Annotated in this window: 15 protein-coding genes; 10 read left to right on the forward strand and 5 right to left on the reverse strand. The window is 58.4% G+C overall.

The window, feature by feature from the left end; all coding sequences use genetic code 11:
• Positions 1–352: 352 nt before the first annotated feature.
• A complete protein-coding gene (locus CHU70_RS04695) occupies positions 353–1,198 on the reverse strand; it encodes an HNH endonuclease family protein (protein WP_070566562.1) in 846 nt (281 codons plus the stop codon).
• 326 nt (positions 1,199–1,524) lie between these two features.
• Between CHU70_RS04695 and gltB the strand changes: the two genes are divergently transcribed.
• Positions 1,525–6,147, forward strand: a complete 4,623-nt coding sequence (gltB, locus tag CHU70_RS04700; protein ID WP_187269759.1) for a glutamate synthase large subunit — start codon at positions 1,525–1,527, stop codon at positions 6,145–6,147.
• Positions 6,140–7,681, forward strand: coding sequence for a glutamate synthase subunit beta (locus CHU70_RS04705; protein ID WP_147719276.1), 1,542 nt, complete (start codon positions 6,140–6,142; stop codon positions 7,679–7,681). Before gltB ends, CHU70_RS04705 begins: the two co-directional genes overlap by 8 nt.
• An 8-nt stretch (positions 7,682–7,689) precedes the next feature.
• On the opposite strand, the gene CHU70_RS04710 is transcribed toward CHU70_RS04705, so the two are convergent.
• Positions 7,690–10,068: a multicopper oxidase domain-containing protein gene (locus CHU70_RS04710; RefSeq protein WP_187269952.1), complete on the reverse strand. Its 2,379-nt coding sequence runs from the start codon at positions 10,066–10,068 to the stop codon at positions 7,690–7,692.
• A gap of 220 nt (positions 10,069–10,288) precedes the next feature.
• Complete coding sequence (locus tag CHU70_RS11230; RefSeq protein ID WP_180802981.1) at positions 10,289–10,441, reverse strand: hypothetical protein; 153 nt, start codon at positions 10,439–10,441, stop codon at positions 10,289–10,291.
• Positions 10,442–10,809: 368 nt separating this feature from the next.
• Between CHU70_RS11230 and CHU70_RS04715 the strand changes: the two genes are divergently transcribed.
• The 6 genes from CHU70_RS04715 to CHU70_RS04740 are packed head-to-tail and all read left to right on the forward strand — an operon-like array spanning position 10,810 to position 18,542.
• A complete protein-coding gene (locus CHU70_RS04715; RefSeq protein WP_147719274.1) occupies positions 10,810–12,696 on the forward strand; it encodes a polysaccharide biosynthesis protein in 1,887 nt (628 codons plus the stop codon).
• 9 nt (positions 12,697–12,705) lie between these two features.
• Positions 12,706–13,950, forward strand: coding sequence for a lipopolysaccharide biosynthesis protein (locus CHU70_RS04720; RefSeq protein WP_147719273.1), 1,245 nt, complete (start codon positions 12,706–12,708; stop codon positions 13,948–13,950).
• A gap of 3 nt (positions 13,951–13,953) precedes the next feature.
• Positions 13,954–15,144 (forward strand): glycosyltransferase family 4 protein, encoded by a 1,191-nt coding sequence (locus tag CHU70_RS04725; RefSeq protein WP_147719272.1) that lies wholly within the window; start codon positions 13,954–13,956, stop codon positions 15,142–15,144.
• The gene (locus tag CHU70_RS04730) at positions 15,144–16,322 is read left to right on the forward strand and encodes a DegT/DnrJ/EryC1/StrS aminotransferase family protein (protein ID WP_147719271.1); all 1,179 of its coding nucleotides are present in this window, start codon (positions 15,144–15,146) and stop codon (positions 16,320–16,322) included. Before CHU70_RS04725 ends, CHU70_RS04730 begins: the two co-directional genes overlap by 1 nt.
• Entirely contained in the window at positions 16,319–17,881 is a 1,563-nt protein-coding gene (locus CHU70_RS04735; RefSeq protein ID WP_147719270.1) for an O-antigen ligase family protein, read from the forward strand. The genes CHU70_RS04730 and CHU70_RS04735 overlap by 4 nt, the downstream gene beginning before the upstream one ends.
• A 10-nt stretch (positions 17,882–17,891) precedes the next feature.
• A complete protein-coding gene (locus CHU70_RS04740) occupies positions 17,892–18,542 on the forward strand; it encodes a sugar transferase (protein WP_147719269.1) in 651 nt (216 codons plus the stop codon).
• On the opposite strand, the gene CHU70_RS04745 is transcribed toward CHU70_RS04740, so the two are convergent.
• Positions 18,526–19,221: an acetyltransferase gene (locus tag CHU70_RS04745; RefSeq protein ID WP_070601362.1), complete on the reverse strand. Its 696-nt coding sequence runs from the start codon at positions 19,219–19,221 to the stop codon at positions 18,526–18,528. The two genes, CHU70_RS04740 and CHU70_RS04745, sit on opposite strands and share 17 nt — an antisense overlap.
• A gap of 228 nt (positions 19,222–19,449) precedes the next feature.
• On the opposite strand from CHU70_RS04745, the gene CHU70_RS04750 reads away from it, so the two are divergent.
• Complete coding sequence (locus tag CHU70_RS04750) at positions 19,450–20,325, forward strand: abortive infection family protein (RefSeq protein ID WP_070601361.1); 876 nt, start codon at positions 19,450–19,452, stop codon at positions 20,323–20,325.
• Between the two features lie 366 nt (positions 20,326–20,691).
• Here the strand turns inward: CHU70_RS04750 and CHU70_RS04755 are convergent, their stop codons facing one another.
• On the reverse strand, positions 20,692–21,219 hold the full coding sequence (locus CHU70_RS04755; RefSeq protein WP_049189801.1) for an HPP family protein: 528 nt from the start codon (positions 21,217–21,219) through the stop codon (positions 20,692–20,694).
• Between the two features lie 163 nt (positions 21,220–21,382).
• Between CHU70_RS04755 and CHU70_RS04760 the strand changes: the two genes are divergently transcribed.
• Positions 21,383–21,676, forward strand: coding sequence for an RNA-binding S4 domain-containing protein (locus tag CHU70_RS04760; protein WP_005510922.1), 294 nt, complete (start codon positions 21,383–21,385; stop codon positions 21,674–21,676).

Genomic DNA, 21,676 nt, shown 5'->3' on the forward strand with positions numbered 1-21,676 from the left:
ACGACGGATACCTTTTCGCGTACGGGCTCGAGGATACAGTGTTATCAAACAGTTATAAACCGACAGGAAGCAGTGAATATAACGAAAGGATAACACTGCGGTAACGAATTCAATTCTGATATTGACGTATATAACTCTATGAACCCAGGGGTTTTCGGTTGGTTTGTTTGACGGGGCGGGCAGTAGCTGAATGGCGGTCGCCCCCAGAAATTAGGGGGCTAGGAATCTTCTGAAAAATAGAAATGTTCGAGACTAGGAGGGGCGGAGGTTGCGAGTGCGTAGCTGAATAGGTGGCATATTCGCTGGCTTGAGCCTCGGTGTGCGGCATCGGTGAGCGTCGGAGGAAGTTGCCCTAATTCAGGGTTAGGGCGGCAAGTGCGGGCTCATCCTCTGGTGTGCAGGTAGAGAGCCAACGGTCGATGGCATCGTACTCCGCCTGTGTGAGCCACAGGTGGTATTTCTGTTTTACTGCCACCTGGCGAGCGACATACTGGCAGCGAAATGGCTTATTGGCGGGTACCCAGGATGCGGCATCGCTATCCCGCTTCTGTTGATTGGCGGGGCCATCGACGGCCAAGAGGTTGAGGGGGTCATTGGCAAAGTCCTGCCGAACCTCGGGCGGGAGTTGCTGTGCCCCCTTTTGCCAGGCGTCGCTTAAGGCTACGACATGGTCGATTTGAACGGCAGAAGAGGTATCGCGGCCACGCTGGAACTCAATCATCGTGCCGGTATAGGGATCCAGTAATTGCCCTGAAAGCACGACGCAATCGTGGCTATTTGGTTTGTACTCCTTATTAATAAGGTCACGATTCAAAATATCGTTTCGCGTGTCACATCCGTTGTGCCCAAACTCGGCAGAGACGTCGTCGCTCCAACGTTGCCCGAACTCATCGCGCGCATAGCCGGTTTTCGGTGCGCGCCCTTTTACCTCCAGCTGGTTGAGGGCGCTACGGATGCCGTCGATAGGCGATGTGCCGGGCGCTGGGGTGTCCGGGGCGGCGGGGGCGTGGGGCACTTCGGGAATCTCGGGCGCGGGTTCCTCTGGCTCGGGCGTAAATGCGGGTGCCGGTGCCGGGCTGTATGACTGGCTCTCTGGAGTGGGGGCTGTGGGAGCCGTGCAGCCGCTGAGGATTGTCGCTGCGCCGATAAGGAGGGCGAGGCCCTGCAGTGGCGAGCGGAAACGACGGTTGGCGAGCATGGAGCTAACCATAGCGGTGGGGGCGGATTGGGTATGGAGAGAGGTGTGCTAAAGAATCGAACAATTGTGCGTAGTTAGCGGGGGTGGTAGCTCGATTAGGGGGTTATGGCGTTAAAGCGGGTAGTAAAAGCCCGGTTTTAGTCGAACGGGAAGGGTGTTCTAGCTCCTTCGGGGGTGGGTAAATATAGCTAGTTCCCTAAATACGTATTGCAATACGCCTAGGTGAAAGTGCATTGTTAAAACAGTTGGAAATATAGATAACCCGTGTCCCCCAATTGGCACATTGCACCTACAAGGGGAAAACAGCCATGACAGCTAAGACAGCCATGACTCTGACCGAAACAGCGACCACATTGCCTCGTGGTCCTCAGAGGGAAGGTCTCTACCACCCGTCGAACGAACATGATGCGTGTGGCGTGGCCTTTGTTGCCGACATTTACGGTCGCCAGACTCATGACATTGTCGAAAAGGGCATTCAGGCACTGGTCAACCTCGACCACCGCGGTGCCGCCGGCGCTGAGAAGACCACCGGCGACGGTGCCGGCATTCTCATTCAGGTTCCGGATGCCTACTACCGTGCTGAGCTGAGCAAGGAAGGCGTCATTTTGCCGCCGGCTGGCACCTATGCCACCGGTATTGCATTCCTGCCGCAGTCGCGCATGGCCACCCTCGATGCCATCCGGGCTATTGAAGACATCTGCGCCGAAGAGGGCATCGAGATCTTGGCATGGCGCGATGTGCCGATTAACGCTGACGGGCTTGGCCAGATGGCTCGCCAGGCTATGCCGGTGCTGCGTCAGCTCTTCGTTACCGCGAAGAACTACGAGGGTCGCCAGCTCAGCAATATCGATCTCGACCGCAAGATGTTCTTCCTGCGTAAGCGCTGCGAGCGTGAGCTGGGTGAACAGGGCGCCGGCGAGGGCTCTGGTGGCGACACCGTGTATTTCCCGTCGCTGTCCAGCCGCACGATCGTCTACAAGGGCATGCTGACTACTCCGCAGCTGAAGGATTTCTACCTTGACCTGCAGCAGAAGGAAGTCACTTCCGCGCTCGCCATCGTGCACTCGCGCTTTTCCACGAACACTTTCCCGTCCTGGCCGCTGGCACATCCGTACCGCTACGTCGCTCACAATGGCGAAATCAACACCGTGCGCGGCAACGAGAACTGGATGCGCGCCCGCGAGTCGCTGATTCGCTCTGGCAAGCTGGGCAACATCGACCGCGCGCTGCCGGTGTGCGACCCCAACGGTTCTGACACTGCGCGTTTCGACGAGGCCCTGGAGTTACTGCATCTCGGTGGTCGTAGTCTCCCGCATGCGGTCATGATGATGGTTCCGCAGGCCTGGGAGCACGACGACAATCTCAGCCCGCAGGTTCGCGCGTTCTACGAGTACCACGCCTGCCTGATGGAGCCGTGGGACGGCCCCGCTGCCATCTGCTTTACCGACGGCCAGGTCATCGGTGCCACCCTGGATCGCAATGGTCTGCGCCCGGGGCGCATCTGGGTGACCGACGAGGGCCTGGTGGTGATGGCCTCCGAAGCTGGTGTCCTGGATATCCCGCCGGAGCAGATTGTGCAGCGCACGCGCGTGCAGCCGGGGCGCATGTTCCTGGTGGACATGAAGGCCGGTCGCATTATTGAGGACAAGGAGATTAAGTCCACGCTGGCCGCCACCGGTCCATACGAGGAATGGATCAAAGAGGGCCTGGTCGACATCACCGACCTGCCACGAGAGCGCTACCAGTACATGCCGCATGCCCGCGCGGTGTTGCGGCAGCGCGTCTTCGGCATCACCGAGGAAGACGTTGACCTAATCATCCGCCCGATGGCACTCACCGGCGCGGAGGGCCTGGGTTCGATGGGCTCAGACACGCCGATTGCGGCACTGTCCAACCGCCCTCGCATGCTGTTCGACTTCTTCTCGCAGCGGTTCGCGCAGGTGACCAACCCGCCGTTGGACTCGCTGCGCGAAAAGTCCATCACCAGCATGAATACGTTGCTGGGGGCAGAGACCAACATCCTGGAGCCCACCGCCGATGCCGCCCGTCGCATCCGGCTTGAGCATCCAATCCTGGACAACCACGACTTTGTCACCCTGTGCCAGGCGGGCAAGAACGAGGAGTATTCCGAGTTCCGTGCCGAGGTCATCTCCGGTCTGTACCCGGTCGCCCGCGGTGGCCGCGGCCTGCGCAACGCTATCCGTCGTGTCCGCCGTGAGGTCTCTGAGGCCATCGACCGTGGTGCCCGACTGATTGTGCTGTCTGACCGTGAGTCCAACGAGCGCTTTGCCCCTATCCCGTCGCTGCTGCTGACCTCCGCGGTTCACCACCACCTGGTGGAGGAGCGCACTCGCACGCGCGCCAGCCTCATCATTGAGGCTGGCGACGCCCGCGAGGTGCACCACATGGCCATGCTGCTGGGCTTTGGTGCCGATGCCATTAACCCATACATGACTTTCGAAACCATCGATGAGCTGCGCATGAAGGACCAGCTCGGAGCTCTGACGTTGGATCAGGCCTGCTCGAACTACTGCAAGGCTGCCTCCAAGGGCGTGCTGAAGGTCATGTCCAAGATGGGTATCGCCTCACTGCAGTCCTACCGTGGCGCTCAGCTGGCCGACACCGTCGGTCTGTCGCAGGAGTTCCTGGACGAGTACTTCACCGGCGCTGTTTCTCCGCTGGAAGGTATTGGTCTCGACGAGGTCGCAGAAGATGTTGCCGCCCGTCACCGCAGCGCATTCCTGCCGCGTCCGGAAGAGCAGGCACACCGTGAGCTGGATCTCGGCGGCGAGTACAAGTGGCGTCGCGAAGGCGAGTACCACCTATTCAACCCGGAGACCATCTACACGCTGCAGCATGCCACCCGCACTGGTCAGTACGCGGTATTCCGCGACTACACCAACAAGGTCGATGCGCAGACCAAGCAGCTGGCAACTCTGCGCGGCATGCTCGAGTTCGCCTCGGACCGCGAGCCAATCGACATTGATGAGGTCGAACCAGTCTCTAGCATCGTCAAGCGTTTCTCCACCGGCGCGATGAGCTACGGCTCTATCTCCGCGGAGGCACATGAGACGCTGGCCATCGCTATGAATCGCCTGGGCGCCATGTCCAACTCCGGCGAGGGTGGCGAGGACCCAGACCGTTTCGAAATGGAGGCCAACGGCGACTGGAAACGCTCTGCCATCAAGCAGGTCGCATCGGGCCGCTTCGGTGTGACCAGCCACTACCTGTCCAACTGCACCGACATCCAGATCAAGATGGCCCAGGGTGCAAAGCCCGGCGAGGGTGGCCAGTTGCCACCGAACAAGGTCTACCCGTGGATCGCGGAAGTCCGCATCACCACCCCGGGCGTGGGGCTAATCTCGCCGCCACCGCACCACGACATCTACTCAATCGAGGATCTGGCACAGCTCATCTACGACCTCAAGAACGCCAATCCGCGCGCCCGCATTCACGTCAAGCTCGTCTCCGAGCAGGGCGTGGGTACCGTCGCCGCTGGTGTCTCGAAGGCGCATGCCGACGTCGTGCTGATCTCCGGCCACGATGGCGGCACTGGTGCCTCGCCACTGACCAGCCTCAAGCACGCCGGCGGTCCGTGGGAGCTGGGGCTCGCTGAAACCCAGCAGACCCTGATGCTCAACGGGCTGCGCGACCGCATCCGCGTGCAGTGCGATGGCCAGCTCAAGACCGGTCGTGATGTCGTGGTCGCGATGTTGCTGGGTGCTGAGGAGTTTGGTTTTGCTACCGCTCCGCTGGTGGTTGAGGGCTGCGTCATGATGCGCGTCTGCCACCTGGACACCTGTCCAGTTGGTATTGCCACCCAGAATCCGAAGTTGCGGAGCAAGTTCACCGGCCGTGCCGAGCACGTGGTCAACTTCTTCACCTTCATCGCCCAGCAGGTCCGTGAATACCTCGCTGAGCTGGGTTTCCGCACCATCGATGAAGCGGTCGGACATGCCGAGTGCCTGCGTCCGCGCAAGGATCTCGACAACCTTCCGCGCGTCGCAAAGCTTGACCTGGAGCGAATCCTGCACGTTGCCGAAAGCCCCTTCTTTGCGGACCAGGATTCCTACTGCACGAAGGCGCAGGACCACGGCCTTGAGGGCGCGTTGGATGAGCGCCTCATCGACGAAGCGCAGCCCGCGCTGCGTACGGCGCGCGCGAATGGGCTGGCGCCGACACCGGTATCGCTGCACCACGCCATCAGCAATGTGAACCGTTCCGTGGGCACGCGCCTGGGGTATGAAGTCACCAAAGTCGCAGGTAAGCAGGGGCTTGCCGACGACTCCATCGTCGTCAACCTGCTCGGTTCCGCCGGTAACTCGCTGGGTGCGTTCCTGCCGGCCGGTGTGACCATCAAGCTGGAGGGCGATGCCAACGACTTCGTCGGCAAGGGCCTGTGCGGTGGCAAGATTGTGGTTCGACCTTCACGTTCGGCCCCGCCGACCGCGGATGTGGCTACCGACACCATTGCCGGCAATGTCATTGGTTTTGGTGCCACCAGCGGTGAGATCTTCGTCCGCGGCACTGTCGGTGAGCGCTTCTGCGTGCGTAACTCCGGTGCTACGGCCGTGGTCGAGGGCATCGGTAACCACGGTTGCGAGTACATGACCGGTGGCCGCGTCGTAGTGGCGGGCCCGGTCGGTCACAACTTCGGCGCCGGTATGAGTGGCGGTATCGCTTACCTGCTGGATAACGAGGCGACGCGGGCGAACATCAACACCGAGCTGGTCGATATTGTGCCGCTCGATGATGAGGACATCAGCTGGTTGGAGGCCACGCTGTCGAAGCACCGCAAGCTCACGGGTTCTAAGACTCGGTTCCCGGCTGCACAGTTCATCAAAATCATGCCGCGTGATTACGCCCGAATTCTCGACGTAGTCGCGAAGGCAAAGGACAACGACGCTGACATCAACGAAGCAATCATGGAGGCAGTAACCAATGGCTGATCCGAAGGGGTTCATGAAATTCCAGCGCGAAGAGCCTGCTCATCGCCCGGTTCCGCTGCGTCTGATGGACTGGAAAGAGGTCTATGAGGAGGCTAGCAACGAGCAGGTGCAACAGCAGGCGACCCGCTGTATGGACTGTGGCGTGCCGTTTTGTCACTCGGCCTGCCCGCTGGGCAACATCATTCCGGAGTGGAATGACCTGGTTCGTCAGAACCGCTGGCACGAGGCTTTCGAGCGCTTGCACGCCACCAACAACTTCCCCGAGTGGACCGGTCGCCTGTGCCCGGCTCCGTGCGAGGGCGGTTGTGTGCTCGGCATCAACGACGATGCCGTGACCATTAAGAACATCGAGTTGGCTATCGTCGAGCGCGGTTTCGATGAGGGCTGGGTGCAGCCGATTGTGCCGACTTTCGACACTGGCCAGCACATTGCTGTCATCGGCTCCGGTCCGGCGGGTCTTGCTGCAGCACAGCAGCTCACTCGCGCCGGGCATGATGTCACGGTTTTCGAGCGCGACGACAAGATTGGTGGTCTGATGCGCTACGGCGTTCCGGACTACAAGATGGAGCAGCGCTTCCTCGACCGCCGTCTTGAGCAGATGGAAATCGAGGGCACCGAGTTCCGCACCAACATCTCACCGACAGCAGCTGACCTGGCCGATTTCGATGCAGTGGTCCTAGCTACCGGCGCGTCGCTGGCTCGCGACCTGCCCGTCGATGGCCGTGATCTGGAGGGTATTCACCAGGCTATGGAGTACCTGCCGGGAGCCAACCGCGTTGCCGCAGGCGAGCTCGACATCCCGCCGATTGATGCCAAAGGTAAGAAGGTTGTCGTCATCGGTGGTGGCGACACCGGCATTGACTGCTTCGGTACCGCGCTGCGCCAGGGAGCGGCGTCCGTCACGCAGTTCGATATTCGCCCCCGTGCACCGAAGTCCCGTGCGGCGTCGACTCCGTGGCCGATGTACCCGCTGGTCTGGCGCGTGGCGACTGCTCACGAAGAAGGTGAGTACACCATCACCGGTTCCGAACCGCCAGAGGTTACCGAGGCGCTCGGCCTTAACGCTCGCGTCACCGGCGAGACCCTGGGCAAGCGCGTCTTCAACGTCAACACCGTCTCCTTCCACGGCGAGGACGGTCACGTGACCGGCCTGTCCGCCAACGAGGTCGAGGTCATCGATGGCAAGCGTGTGCCTATGGAGGATACGGATTTCGAACTCGATGCCGACCTAGTTCTCATCGCGCTGGGCTTCTCCGGTCCGGAGCGCGGTGGTCTGTCGCATGAGCTGGGGATTCAGTTCAACGATCGCGGTGTGATGATGCGTGACGACGACTACCTCGCCGTGCGCAGCGACATCGAGCAGAACTTCGACGGTCCCGTGTTCGTGGCCGGTGACAATGGCCGTGGTGCCAGTTTGATTGTGTGGGCTATCGCCGAAGGCCGCGCCTGCGCCGAGGCCGTGGACCAGTACCTGATGGGCGAGTCCAACTTGCCTCGCGCGGTGGAGCCAGAAGACGCTCCAATTAAGTTGTAAACCCTGGTTTAGTTCACCACTATGTTGCCGCGTGCCCCCATTTCGGCATGCACCATCTGGTGGTCAACAAAGCGGTACGTGCCTGGCTCCGGGAATTCGGCCTCAACATAACCGCCCTGCGCGGCACCGAGGTCAAGGGCTTGGGCACCGCCCACGCCGTCGTCAAGCAAAAGCGCGCCCTCCTTGTACACGCGATGGAACTGCGTGCCGACGATATGGAAGCTCGTGCCCTTGTTGGGGCCGGCGGCAAGTACCCAGAAACGTACCGTCTCACCTGCGCGAATGCGAATTGGGTGGGTGAGATACTGGTCGGGGTAGCCGTTGAACTTGTAGATATCGGGGTCCTCGGCCATGGTCTTGTCGGCGTCGGGGCTGTCCTCGCCCCAGTAGCTTTCCGACTGCACCAGAAGAACCTCGTGGTCAACATCAGTGAGATTCGGTGGGTCGATGATGACGGCACCGTGCATACCGGCAGCGATGTGCATGGACATGGGCATGGTTGCGCAGTGGTACATCCAGATGCCCGCGCGGTCAGCACGGAAGCGGTACTCAAGCTTCTCACCAGGGGCGATGTCGCGCATTGGCTCGTCCGGCGAAACAATGCCGGCATGAAAGTCGATGGAGTGACTCATGGTGCCGTCATTAATGAGCGTGACGACGAACTCGTCGCCCACCTTGCCGCGCAGAGTTGGCCCCAGCGGTTTGCCGTTGTAAACCCAGTGCTGCTGCTCGACGCCAGGGGCAGCGTAGCCGGTGAACTCGCTGGCTCGCAGGGTGACGTGGTGGACTGTGGTGTCCTCGGCGGGCGTCAACATTGGATTGATGGTGGGGGAGTCCGGACCGGGCTGTTCGCCGACATTCCCGAGTGCGCCTGGCGTTGCGTGGTCGGAGTGGCCGCTGTTCCCGGTGCGGTGTGAATGATTCGAGCCACCTGCATTGACCGTGAGCGTCATGCCCATCTGGCGGTGACCAGCAATGGTGCACCAGCCGTCAATGTCACCGGGAACAACCGGCACTTCAATGGTGGCGGAGTTGCCAGGGGCGACACGTCCGGTGTCCTCGCCGGTGGCCAAGCGCAGATCGTGGACCTGGGAATCAGCGTTGACCATGGTGATGACCAGTCGGTCGCCGGGGTTCGCCTCTATAACGTTCGGGGTATAGGTCATATCGTTGGCAGTAACCGTCACCTCGACGGTTTCTCCGGTGGGCGCAACATCACCGGTGGTTTCCATGCTGCTCGTACCACCACCGCTACCGCTCAGCGCAACGCCGACGGATACTACCAGGCCTAATACAGCCAGAGCAGCGGTAGTTTGAGCACCGAGACGACGCGCGGTTGCTTGCAGCTCGACCGGCTTCGGCGATGCTTCCTTGTTAGCTCGTGCCTTCTGGCGTTCCTTCAGCGCACCAATCTGTGCCTTTGCGGCCCGGCCGACCAGCGGTAGGTAGGACACTAATGCGAGGGAGACCAGCGCGGAGACCGCCACCTTGGTCCACGACGGCAGTGGTAGCAGCCACAGTGCCAGACCAATATTGATGGTCGACCAGCGGAATGCGCCCGCACGGTCAAGTTCCTTCATACCTGCTGAGACTGGACCAGCACCTCCGCCGATGGTTGCGGGCAGGAGTTGGCTCATCATGCCGATAAGCAACTGAGCGCCGAAACCGATTACCAGCGGCAGCGTGAGGGTTGAGATTACGAAGCCGTCGTCAAGCGCCTTGACTGTGGCGACTGCGAGTGTGCCGATTAGCCATACGATGGCGGCCGCGACAGACAGCGCCGGGTAGCTGAGACGGTCGCGCGGGTCTTTAGCGACAGTCATGACGTTGTGTGCCCACGGGATGGCGGCTATGACCCAGCCGATAGTGATAATGCCAAGGCCGACCGAGGCGATCCAGTTGAAGCTGGTCAGTGCACCGATCGCGGTAACTGCGATACCTATGAGCTGTACTGCTAGTGCCAGCTTCGGGCGGGAATGCGGCGACATCTGGGTTCGCCACAGCGCTGGGAACATGGTGATGAGCGTGCCGCAGGCCGCGAGCCCGAGGAAGCCAATGAGGTTGACGGCTTCGTGTGCCAATAGGAGGTCGTCGTGAAGCGCTTTGCCCTTCGGAGATGCGAGGATGGCGCCGAGTGCAGCGCCGATGGGCAGTAGGCATGCCGACGCGACGTAGTGTGCAACGGAGATGGCGAATGGCCGATCGCGCTTCGCTACCAGGTCGCGTCCGAGGGAAAACGCATGCCATGCGACGGCGACGCCGACGACCGCCGCGCCGACGGTGGTCACTGGCCACCAGTCACCGAGCTTGCCGACGACCGTCGCGACAATACCTACGTTGAGCAGGTAAATATTTGCCAACTGAATCTTCCGATTGCCAACGGCCATCGGCGACGAAAGGGTGAATGAGTGCTGCCACAATGATGGAGGCGAACCACCAGCGCACTGGCATACCGGCCTTGCGATGCCAGGACATGCGGCGCTTCTTGCCAGGCTTAGTAGGCGGTTTGGTTGTGGGGGATTGGGGTTCTGGTGTGGCGTGCGACGACATATATCAATAATACGCATACTGGGTGCGCATTTAATATGGGCGCATGTAAGAGTGCTTTTATTTGGTCGGGTCTTCGCCGTTTTTGTGGGCCTGCCAGGACTGTGTGGTCTTCTGTGTCTGACGCATCCGGTTTTGAATCAGCATCAGGGTAGTAAGGAAGGGCTTCCGGGTGATGAAAGCGCGTGCCCGACGCGTTGATGATGTGCTCACGGGGGGGGGTGTAACCCTTTTGTCAAAAGCGATTGTTTGAGCATTCACGCAAATACTTCCTTGAATAAATATCTCAATAAAGAGGTGATTTTGCATTAATTGCAATCGTCAGGAAGTGGCTACGTTAGAAGCTAGTTTGTACAGCTAGTTAGATGAATGTAAACAGATTGAAGCTTCAGTAAACAGTTGGTGAAACGTTGTTTTACCAGGGAGAATGGTGAGTGGTAAAGGTGGCTTTTTGGCTACCCGAACGATGGGGTAGCCCTTTGTAGTAGGGGGCTGTAAATGTAGTTCATATCGCTTAGTATGCCAAGCCTGTGGAACGCATTGTGCGTAAGAAAATTTAACCAGCAGTAAAAGGCATAAGAATGTTTATCCGAGACTGGAAGCAGCTCGCCTGGTGCGTATTTGACGTACTCGCCTGGCTGATTGCGCTGTCCGCCGCTAACGGAATCGTCCGCGGTGAATTGGTATCTTTCTCTGAAATATCAGGCACTAATTTTTTGGTTGTCGCTGTCGCCGTGGCCGTCATCGTCCTGCTCGGCCTGCTGCTCGGGGAGTACACCAACCCACAACGCGTATGGCCCGGCAGTCGAACTGAAGATATTGTTCTGCTGAGCATCAGCATGGGCGGCGCTACCGCAGCCACTGGGTTAGCTCAAATCCTGAAGACCTTCCCGGAAATTGCGTGGTACGTTCCGTTCGCAGGCGGCTGTGTCGCAACTTTGGCAAGTATCTATACCCGAACTCTCGCTCGCTGGATTACCAACAACTTTGGCTCCCGTCAGACGGATGATCGCTTGATTGTTCTCGGTGCAGGCCGTCGAGCCAAATTCTTTATTAACAGCCTTACGGATTCCGGTATCTCCCGTGAGAACCGCTTCCACTTGGTTGGAATCGTCGATCCCAAAGAAAGCGGCGAGAACCATATTTCTCGTATCCATGGTCTCCGCGTGGTTCGTGGAATTGATCAGCTGGGTGAGCTCGCATCGCGCACTTCGGCGCAGTCGGTCATCATTGCGACTGATGAGCCACTGTCCACTGAGTGCATCAACGTCCTCAACCACATTTGTGAGGAATCGTCGCTGCGCCTGCTCATTCTGCCGCCGGTGGAAGAGTACTCGCGCCACCGTGGTGCTGTCGCTACCTCGCAGGTGCGCGAAATTAACATCGCCGACCTCATTGGCCGTCAGCCTCTGCACCTGGATGAATCCAAGGTCGCTTCCATAATCCGCGGTAAGAAGGTGCTGGTCACCGGCGCTGGAGGTTCTATCGGTTCGGAAATCTGCCGACAGGTTCACCGCTTTGAGCCGGCAGAACTGATCATGCTGGATCGCGATGAGGGCGGCTTGCATGCCACGCAGCTGTCGCTGACGGGTTCGGCGCTTCTCGACGGCTCCGATACCGTCCTGGCTGATATCCGTGACGCGGAGATGCTGACGCAAATCTTCACCGAGCGCAAGCCCGATGTTGTCTACCATGCTGCAGCTCTCAAGCACCTGCCACTGCTGGAAAGCTACCCTGCAGAAGCAGTGCAAACCAATGTCATCGGAACCCAGAACGTCCTGGATGCAGCGGCTGGGGCCAACGTTTCAACCGTTATTAATATTTCCACGGACAAGGCTGCGAACCCGGCCTCGATTCTGGGTGAATCCAAGCGCGCTGCGGAACGTCTGACTGCGCACATGGGGAAAACTCACGAAGGTGTCTGGGCATCTGTCCGCTTCGGTAACGTGTTTGGCTCGCGCGGTTCAGTCATTACGACTTTCCAGCGTCAGATTGAAGAGGGCGGCCCGGTGACGGTGACGCATCCTGACGTTCAGCGCTACTTCATGACCATTCCGGAGGCATCGCAGCTGGTGCTGCAGGCTACCGTTATTGCAGAGTCCGGTGAGACTCTGGTGCTGGAGATGGGTAAGCCGGTCAAGATTGCTGAGCTGGCGGAGAACTTGATCAGGCTCCATGACGCAGACGTAGAGATTGTCTACACGGGCCTTCGCGAAGGTGAGAAAATCTCCGAAGACTTGGTTGATGACCGCGAGGTTCCCAAGATCGGTGATCGTCATCCGCTAATCACTGAGGTACGTGTTGAGCCGGAACGGCTGAATTCGCGGATTCTCCCGTGCACACATAATCACGATGCTGCACGTCGTTGGCTTGCAGAGCACGGTGGGGCGCAAAGCAGTATTGAGGCGCATCCCACCGGTGCACAATCACTTGCAACCGTTAGTGCGAAAGCAAAAAAGTTAGGATGACTCCCCACCGTGACAACTACCAGCTCCTCTAACTCCGGGCAGCTGGCGCAAAGAGTTCGAACAGTTGCGACGATTTCGGCAGCTTCAGCGCTCGCCGCAGTCGTCGCCTTTGTGGTCAGTATTCTTTCCGCGCGAGTGCTGGGGCCCGCTGGTCGAGGCGAGGTCGCTACCGTTTTGCAGTTCGCCTATATTGTGGCGCCATTCGTCGGCTTTGGGGCCGATCGGCTTTTGCTGCGCCGCGATGATTACGACCACGGTCTCATTCCGAGTGGTTACGCCATGACCGTGGTCGCTCTGATTGCCTGCGCCATCGCAGGAGTCGTCTACGGACCGTGGACGGCAATGGCCGGCGTCGTCGCCTTGGTTACCGTGTCATTTTCCATGGTTCGTGCGATGGCCATCAGCCGCCATCGAGTGTCCTTCTTCGTCGCAGTATTCGTCGGCTTCCAGGGCTCAGTACTGCTGATTAGCGCTGCGCTATATGTCGCCGGAGTCGAAGACTGGCGCTGGTGGGCTGCAGCCTATATCTTCCCGGCACTGCCACTGGCAATCTGGTCGCTAGCGAAGTCACGCAAACACACCGATTCCCGTGTTGGCGGAGTGGTAGAGACGGCTCGAACAAATGCCCCATTCATCGCATCGGGCCTGGGGCCGCTGACGACGACACGCTTGGGTCGCGTTTTGCTGCCGGCGCTGGCCTCACCGGCGTCGTTAGGTCTTTTCGTAGTCGTGGCGACGGCGACGGAACCGCTGTACTGGATCGCGCAGTCTGTCGCCGATCAGCGCACCAGCGACCAGAGGGGTCGCGAACTCACCCCATCTCGTGTGCTCCGACATCTTGGCATAGTCACTGCAGCGTACGGCGCACTTGGTGCGCTCGGTGGGGTGGCACTCTACTTCCTCATCGTGCCGGTATTCGGCCATGAGTTTGAGCCTGCCCGGGAGTTGGTGCTGCCACTGACTATCGCGGCCGTGGTGCTCGGCTGCTACCGACACCTGTGCGGTGAAATTCTCGGCAGCGACAATCCCCGTCGAATTGGCCGAGTGGAGCTCATTTCCGCCGTTATCGCTGTCATTTGTTACCCGATTGGCATTCTTCTCGGAGATGCCCTCGGTCTCGCGTGGACCAGCGCAGTTGTCTATTTTGCAGCAGCCGTGGTCGCGGTAGTGGCGCTAATGCGGCCAACCGGAGGCCAGAAGAATCCATCAACTACCACCGAAGAACTCCCCGTCGACGTAATCGAGGAAGCCTAAACAATGCGAATCACTTATATCCACCAGCACTTTGTTCTCCCCGGTGAGCCGGGTGGTTCCCGACCCTACGAGTTTGCGCGCCGAATGGCCGCCGCAGGCCACGAGGTGACAATGATCTGTGGTCGCGATGAGGCCATGGATAAAACTGTTGATGGTATCCACGTGCGTCGTCTAGCGATTCCGTACCGCAATGAAATGTCGAAGCGCGAGCGTATCGTCAGTTTCTTGAACTTCCTGGTGCGCGCCTCCGCGGTCGCTGCCCGTGTGCCTGCCGACGTGATCTACGCGTCCTCGACCCCGCTGACTGTGGCGGTTCCGGGAATCGTGGCGAAGTTTACCCAGCGTGCGCCGTTGGTGGCGGAGATCCGTGACCTGTGGCCAGAGGTGCCGATCAAGTTGGGCTACCTCAATAATCCGGTGGCAATTTTCTTGGCCAAGCAGCTGGAGAAGGCATTTTATGCGGCATCGAGCGAGGTCGTGGCGCTGTCGCCGTCGATGGCCGATGGCGTCAAAGAGGTCGCTCCGAAGAAGCGCGTGACCGTCATTCCGAATGCGTCGGACTTTGAGCGTTTTGATGTCCCGGCCGAGCAGCGCGCAGCTTTCCGCAAGGATCAGGGCTGGGGCGATGACGTGGTGGCTGTCTATGCCGGTGGTTTTGGTATGTCCTACCAACTGGAGTGGCTTGTGGATCTGGCGGCGCAGCTGCGTCGTGATGGCGTGGAGAATGTGCGCTTTGTCCTGCTGGGGCAGGGAAGCGACTCGGATGCGTTGTACCAGCGCGCCGAGAACGCTGGCCTCGATGCCGATGCGATGTTCCTTGGCCGTCAGCCGAAGGAAGATGTCGCCAAGTACGTGTCTGCCGCCGATATCGCGCTATCGCCGCTGCGTGATGACCCCTGCCTGGAGGGCAACTCCCTGAACAAGGTCTTCGATGCCATGGCCGCATCGCGTCCGGTGGTGTTCAACCACGGTGGCTGGCTGGAGGAAGCCGCAACCGAGCACGATGCCGGTTGGCGTCTCTCGCGCGATATTCCGGCCGCAGCCAAGCGATTCGCTGAGATCATCTCCGACCGCGATGAGATGCGCGCAGCGGGACAGCGAAATCGCGAACTGGGTGAGAAGCGTTTTGCCCGTGACAGCCTGTACTCCCAGCTCATCGAGGTACTCAACCGCGTCCGAAAGGTGCAGAAGTAATGACTAACGCCGACGCTAACAAGCCCAATGAGCGGATCTTCCTTTCGCTCGCGACAGTCACCGAAGCAGAAGAACAGGCCGTCGTTCGCGCGCTCCACTCTGGTTGGGTGGCTCCGTTGGGCCCCGAAGTAGACGCGTTTGAAGCGGAGATTGCCAAGCGCTGCGGTGTTGAGCTCGCGCTCGCGCTGTCGTCTGGCACCGCTGGTCTGCACTTGGCGCTGCTTGCGCTGGGGATCGGTGAAGGTGACTACATTCCGGTTTCCACCATGACCTTCGCGGCCACGACCAACGCCATTGCTTACGTTGGTGCTACGCCGGTGTTCGTCGATGCCGCAGAGGACGGAAACATCGACCCTGAGCTGCTGCTCCGCACCGTCGATGAGCTGCTTGCCGAGGGCAAGAGCGTTCCCGCCGTGATGATTGTGGACCTCTTTGGCCGCTGCGCCGATTACCCGGCCTTCGCGCCACGCCTGGAAGAACTCGGCATCGCGCTCATCGAGGACGCCGCCGAGGCGCTCGGTGCCAGCGTCCATGGTCAGCCGGCCGGCAGTTTCGGCCGTGCCGCCGCGCTGTCTTTCAACGGCAACAAAATCATGACCACCTCCGGCGGTGGCATGCTGCTGTCCAACGATGCTGACCTCATCGCCCGCGCGCGCTACCTCTCCACGCAGGCGCGTCAGCCCGTCGCCTGGTACGAACACACCGAAATCGGCTACAACTACCGCCTGTCCAGTCTGCTCGCCGCACTGGGGCGGGCGCAGCACTCGCGTCTGGACGACATGATCGCTCGCCGCCGCCAGATTCGTGATGCGTACATCGATTTGCTCGCCTCGCTTGACGACGATGCCCCTGGTAAAGGTACCCGCTTGCTCTCTGACTCCGACGAGCGTTTCACCGAGAACTGCTGGCTGACCTCAATTGTGTTGCCGCAGGAGGCCGTCGATAAGGGCGTCCTGAGCCCAGACAGCGTGGTTGCAGCACTTGGTGAGGCCAGCATTGAGGCTCGTCACCTGTGGAAGCCGATGCACCTGCAGCCGGTATACGAGGACGCACGAGCCAGCATCAACGGCACCGCTGAGAATCTTTTCTCCCGTGGCATTACTCTTCCTAGTGGTCCGGCGCTGGACGATGACGACGTCGCGCGGGTGATAGGTGTTTTGAAGGAAGTGCTGGGATGACTTCTACAGAGGTAGCAGGAGAAACTGTAAAACAGCGAAAACCAATACTGCAGTCGCTGTTTATTGTGGTGGCCGCGGGAATGTTTGCTGGTGTCCTCTACGTTGGCGACACGACGATGAAGGACGTCTCTTCGGCGCTTCCTAATCTCTCTCTTGCATTGCCGATTTTGGTAATCGTTGCAATCCTTACAGCCATCGGCACCCCAGAAGCGCAGCGCCAGAGTTGGCTGAATGCGATGAAAGGCGCTGGCAATGTAAAGCAGTGGCCGATGGCCGTGTGGGCATTAGTGGCTTTCTATGCCTGGTTGTTCTGGATGATGCTGTCCGGACTGTGGGCCCCCGAAGCTGCCGAAGTTGCTCCTGTCGTTACTGCGTTGATAACGCTTGGGCTCATCGCCACGATGTCAGCAATACTGTTCTATTTGCATCCTCAGGCACTGGTATGGCTGTGGTTAGCAGTAGCCATTTGCTCGCTTATTTTTCTCTACGGTGGCATTACTGGTCCGAAATATGTCGGGCGCATGACGGCGTTCGGCGGTGGACCGAATGTCTTTGCCCGTTTCATGCTGTACGGCATCGCGGCAGCTGTGTTTTTCATGCTGTGGCGTAAGTTCATGTGGGCAGTTCTCTTGTTTGCTGCACCATTTGCTTACGGTCTCGTTGCGTCGGGAAGCCGCGGTGTACTGGTTGCTACCACCGTGGTAGTCCTCTTTACCGCAATAGCTGTGTTTTTTCACTGGGGTTGGAAGTGGGCGACTGTTTTTTACGTCGCAGTCGCCGCAGCGGTCGCGTATGGATACTCGCGGTTCATCGCAGGTACCGAGATTGAAGAATACTTTAAGACGCGCTTTATCCAATTGACCTTCGAAAAAGAACATGATTCCGGACGCGGTTATCTCCATGATGAAGCTTTCCGAATCATGAGTGAACACCGCATCTTTGGTGGAGGCCTGCATAGCTTCGTTGTGCTGTCGACACCGAGGTCTTCACGTCCACTGGAGCATCCGCACAATATCTTCTACACAGTCGGATCTGAAGCGGGTGTCATAGGTATCGGCCTGTTTGTGATTGTGCTGGTTGTGCTGGCAATCGCCTGTCGCCACCTATTCAAGTTTCTTCAAGCTGGTCTGACCGCAGCTGTGGCGTTAGCGGTTCTTGTGGCACAGGTTTTTTCCGGCTACTACTACGATTCCCGTTCGCTATGGCTATTTGGCTTTGCAGCAGCATTTACAATGCTGAGCCTACGGCGCAAGGCCGCAGCATCGGCAGAACCAGAGCTGGATGAGCAGCCGCAACCAGAACCCGCAGTCGAGCCCGAACCAGTCATGGTCACCGATACCGCGGAGCCGGTTGTGCCGGAGCTGGAGCCAGCGGTGGCCGTCGTCAAGCAAAGTGCGCCTGACAACCAGAATGACCACAAGAAACTGCGCGTTGCGGCAGCGTCGTTTGCCGCGGCCGGTGCAGTGGGTGCAATCGGATGGCTGGTCAGGAACCGTTCCAATGCGGAAGTCGATGCGCGTGCCGAAAAGCTTCTGCGCGAAATGTTCAACGAAAAGTAGGAGATGACCAATGGATTCACTGAGCATCCGCGCGCAACGGGTAATTAAGCGTGGCGTCGACATCGCGGCATCTGCAGCGGGTCTGATTGTGCTGTCGCCAGTTATGGGCGCTACGGTTCTGGCAGTGCGACTTTCCATGGGAAAGCCAGTCCTATTCCGCCAGGAACGCCCGGGCCAGGATGGTGAGCCGTTTAATATCCTCAAGTTTCGGACGATGCACCACGTCAATCCGGAAAAGGGGCTTGTCGACGATGCGTCCCGCCTCACCGAGGTGGGAAAATTCCTTCGGTCCACAAGCTTGGATGAGCTCCCGGAGCTCTTTAACGTTCTGCGTGGCGATATGAGCCTCGTTGGCCCGCGTCCGCTGCGAATGAAGTACCTAGAGCGCTATTCGCCGCGCCAAGCACGCCGCCATGAGGTGCCACCGGGAATTACGGGGCTTGCCCAGGTGTCGGGCCGCAATGGCATCACCTGGGAAGAGCGTTTCGAGTACGACGTGCAGTACGTGGATAATTGGTCGCTACTGCTCGATGCAAAGATTCTGCTCGACACGATCTTGGTGGTGCTCAAGCGTGAAGGGATCTCGGAAGAGGGGCAAGTGACCATGACCGAGTTCACCGGTTCGTCGGATAAGGACGTTTCGGCTAACGCAGGTTCTTAATTACGCCCGCGGGAACACCGGCGACAACGGTGTAGTCATCGACGTTTCTGGTAACTGCGGCTCCGGATCCGATGTAAGCTCCCTCGCCGACGGTGAGGCCGGGGTTGATTACGGAGTTGGCGCCTAGTGTGCAGGCCTCGCCAAGCGTGACAAAGCCCGACACGGCATTGAGCGGGAAGATTGTGCAGTAGTCCCGCAGCACTGCATCGTGGCCGATTGTGACATTCATATTGATTTGGGCGTGCTTGCCTACCTCAATATTGCAGGTCAAGCGTGCCCCGGGGCAGATGACCGTGCCCTCTCCGAGCGAGACCAGCGCGCCAATGCTGGTGTCTGGGTGGACCAGAGTCGCAGGCACGAGCCCTTCGGCATCTGCGCGTTGCGCAATCGAACGTCGAGCTGCGCCGCTACCGATTGCGACTGTGTAATAAACCCCCTCGGGCAAGTCCGCGAGGATTTCGGTTTTGCCCAAGAGTTGCACGCCCATTTTGTGGAAAAAGGTCATATCTGGGGTGCCATCATCAATAATGCCTAGGATTTCCCACTGCGGTGGTAGGCCGTTGGCTGCTGCGTAGTCGTTGATGTCCTTGATGAAGCTGACCACGTTTCGCCCAAAACCACCAGCGCCGACGATGACAATTTTTTCGGTCGTCGTGTTGTTAATCCACTGCTTTGGCATGAGGACAATTGTCCCATGCCGTATAGCGGCACCGCCAGGGCAAAAGCGTCGAAGTGAATTTGCACGCTAAGAGATTAGGGGGCGATTGTGTATGGGTGCCAACGTTCGAAGCACCATCGTTTAACGAGGCTGTTCATTCCGGCCTGCTAGTTAAGATGCTGATAAGAAGCAGATGGAGAAGGTCGCGTGAGGGTATGCGGTTAAGGACGAGAGGAGATAGAGAAGAAGATGGTTAAGAAAAATCCTGATTTAGTCAGCGTAAATATCCGTGGTGCAGCGATGGGTTTAACAGATTTCCTGACCCCGTATGAGACATATATGTGCTGGGCTCGATTCGAGTTCTTCCATCCCGATACTCCGAACCCTGAAGCTTTGAAGGATAACCCAAACCTTTATTCATCGCTTGAAATTGGGCAGAATTTTTCTAAACGAGTGGACTGGGGCAACCAAGAAGAAGCATCACGGGGACTTCGGGCTTTGAGTCAGATGCTTCGGAATAGTGACTATTCCGACTGGGAGGGTGAATTAAGGTATGAAGCCTTGATTCAAGATCTCAGCCGCGCTTGCCGTGAAGATGGTTTTAGGTTGTCTTTGGAGAGTCAGAGGATTGAGGAGCCGGAAGGGGTTCCTCTTGATCTTTTCGATTTGAGTAATCTGCCTTCAATCGATGGGGTTACGCGAAAAGTTAAGAAGCTAAACCGAGCTTTAACAATCGAGCATGACTACTTGGAAGTCGTAGGTTACGCGAAGGATGTAATTGAAGCAGTCGCTGCTGCAATTCTTTCCGCTATGGGAATGAAGGATTCGGAAATCATTGATCTCAGGGTGATGGAGAGGGCATCCAAAGTGCATAAAATGCTAGGAATTGGCGAATCAGGGGGAGCTTTGATGACAAGCGAAGCTTTCGAGTCGGTACGTAGAGGACTGAATAAGATGGTTCAGGGTGTAGCGGACCTAAGGTCTCGCCAAACTGACTCAGGACATGGAATGAATGAAGTTCCAGAACTCGATAAAGTAACTGCGGATTTAGCAGTGGACTCTGCTATTGCGTGGTGTCGTTATGTCCTCGGAGTCTATAACCAACGGCAGATATCTCCCTTTTAAGTATTGAAATTTTTTGGTCTTTTCTCTCATTACTAAAAAGTTATCTGTATCTAGTGATTCTTCAGCTGGATTTACTTGGTCTCTGTAGTAGGCTCTTGGCGGCCTATTTTTCCGTTAGAGAAATGGGGAAAGGTTCGAGCTATCTAAACGTTGGTGGATGTGTCTCGAAAAGCTCCATTAGAGTTTTTCTCGTTGCAGTTCGGGAAGGTAAAAGTTCATAACCTAGGAAAGCCTAGGTTGTGTTCGCCGTAAAGCGAGAAATCACTATAGAAAGTGCGACGGAACTATATTTGGGGCTGCAAAGATGCCTAGTAGTGAATCCATAGATTTCCCTGGCGCTGGTTCGAGGCTGAGCTCCGAATCCACCTACCACCAGTATGTGGGATAGCGGAGGCCGCGCAGTCGATTTGCGAGGATGCCAAGCATCACGATCATGATCGACGAAGCGAAAATGAAGCCTATGAAGCGGAAATCGTTGGCAAGCCCATGACCGTGTGGCATCAGCACAGTGACCATAGCGGTAGCGGTGGCAGGGGAGTGCGCCGCGCGAGCAAGAAGCATGAGCGCGAAGGCGACGCCGGCGGCAACCGCTGCAGCAATGATGGTCGAACCCAACATGTGCAGAATTGCGATGCCAGTCGTGCAGCCGATGAGGTGTCCGACCACGACATTTCGTGGCTGAGCCAGAGGCAAGTTGGGCGCACCGACAATAAGCGCCATGGCAGCGCCAATAGGAGGCAGAAATAGCAGGTCAGAGACAGAAGTTGAGATGAGTGCCAGGGTCATCAGCGGCAGGCTCACGGCTACCGAGGCGGCGATAACATGGCGTAGCGGAGGGCGAGGTGGCGCTTCGCTGGCGATCCGGGGCCACTTCGGAGACCGTGAATTAGACATGAGAACGATGTTAGGGTGTGCTGCCTCATCTGCGTCGCGGTTCGAGGTTTTTATTGAAATAGAAGTTTAAATGGGGTGGCTCCCAGGTCTCCCAAGCCTCCAAAGCCGAACCAGACCCGAACCAACCCCGACCATTTTCACCGGGTATGACACACTTAAGGACATGGAGCCTATCGATGTCGCAATCCGGGATGAGTCCATCCGTCTCGGGCAATTCCTGAAGTTGGCAAACCTGGTGGAAACGGGCGGTCTGGCCAAGGAACTCATTGCCGAGGGCCAGGTCAGCGTGAACGGTGAGGTCGACACCCGCCGTGGCAAGGTGCTGCGTCCAGGGGACGTCGTCTCTGTTGCCGGTATGTCGGCACGCGTGGCCACCGCCGATGAAGTCGATGATGACTACTTTGATGAGGCCACCGCCGACGATGACTTTGATCCTGAAAAGTGGAGGAACTTGTAA

Origin of the sequence: Corynebacterium sp. LK10 (genome assembly GCF_008042455.1) — a bacterium.
GTDB classification, from domain to species: Bacteria; Actinomycetota; Actinomycetes; order Mycobacteriales; family Mycobacteriaceae; genus Corynebacterium; species Corynebacterium jeikeium_D.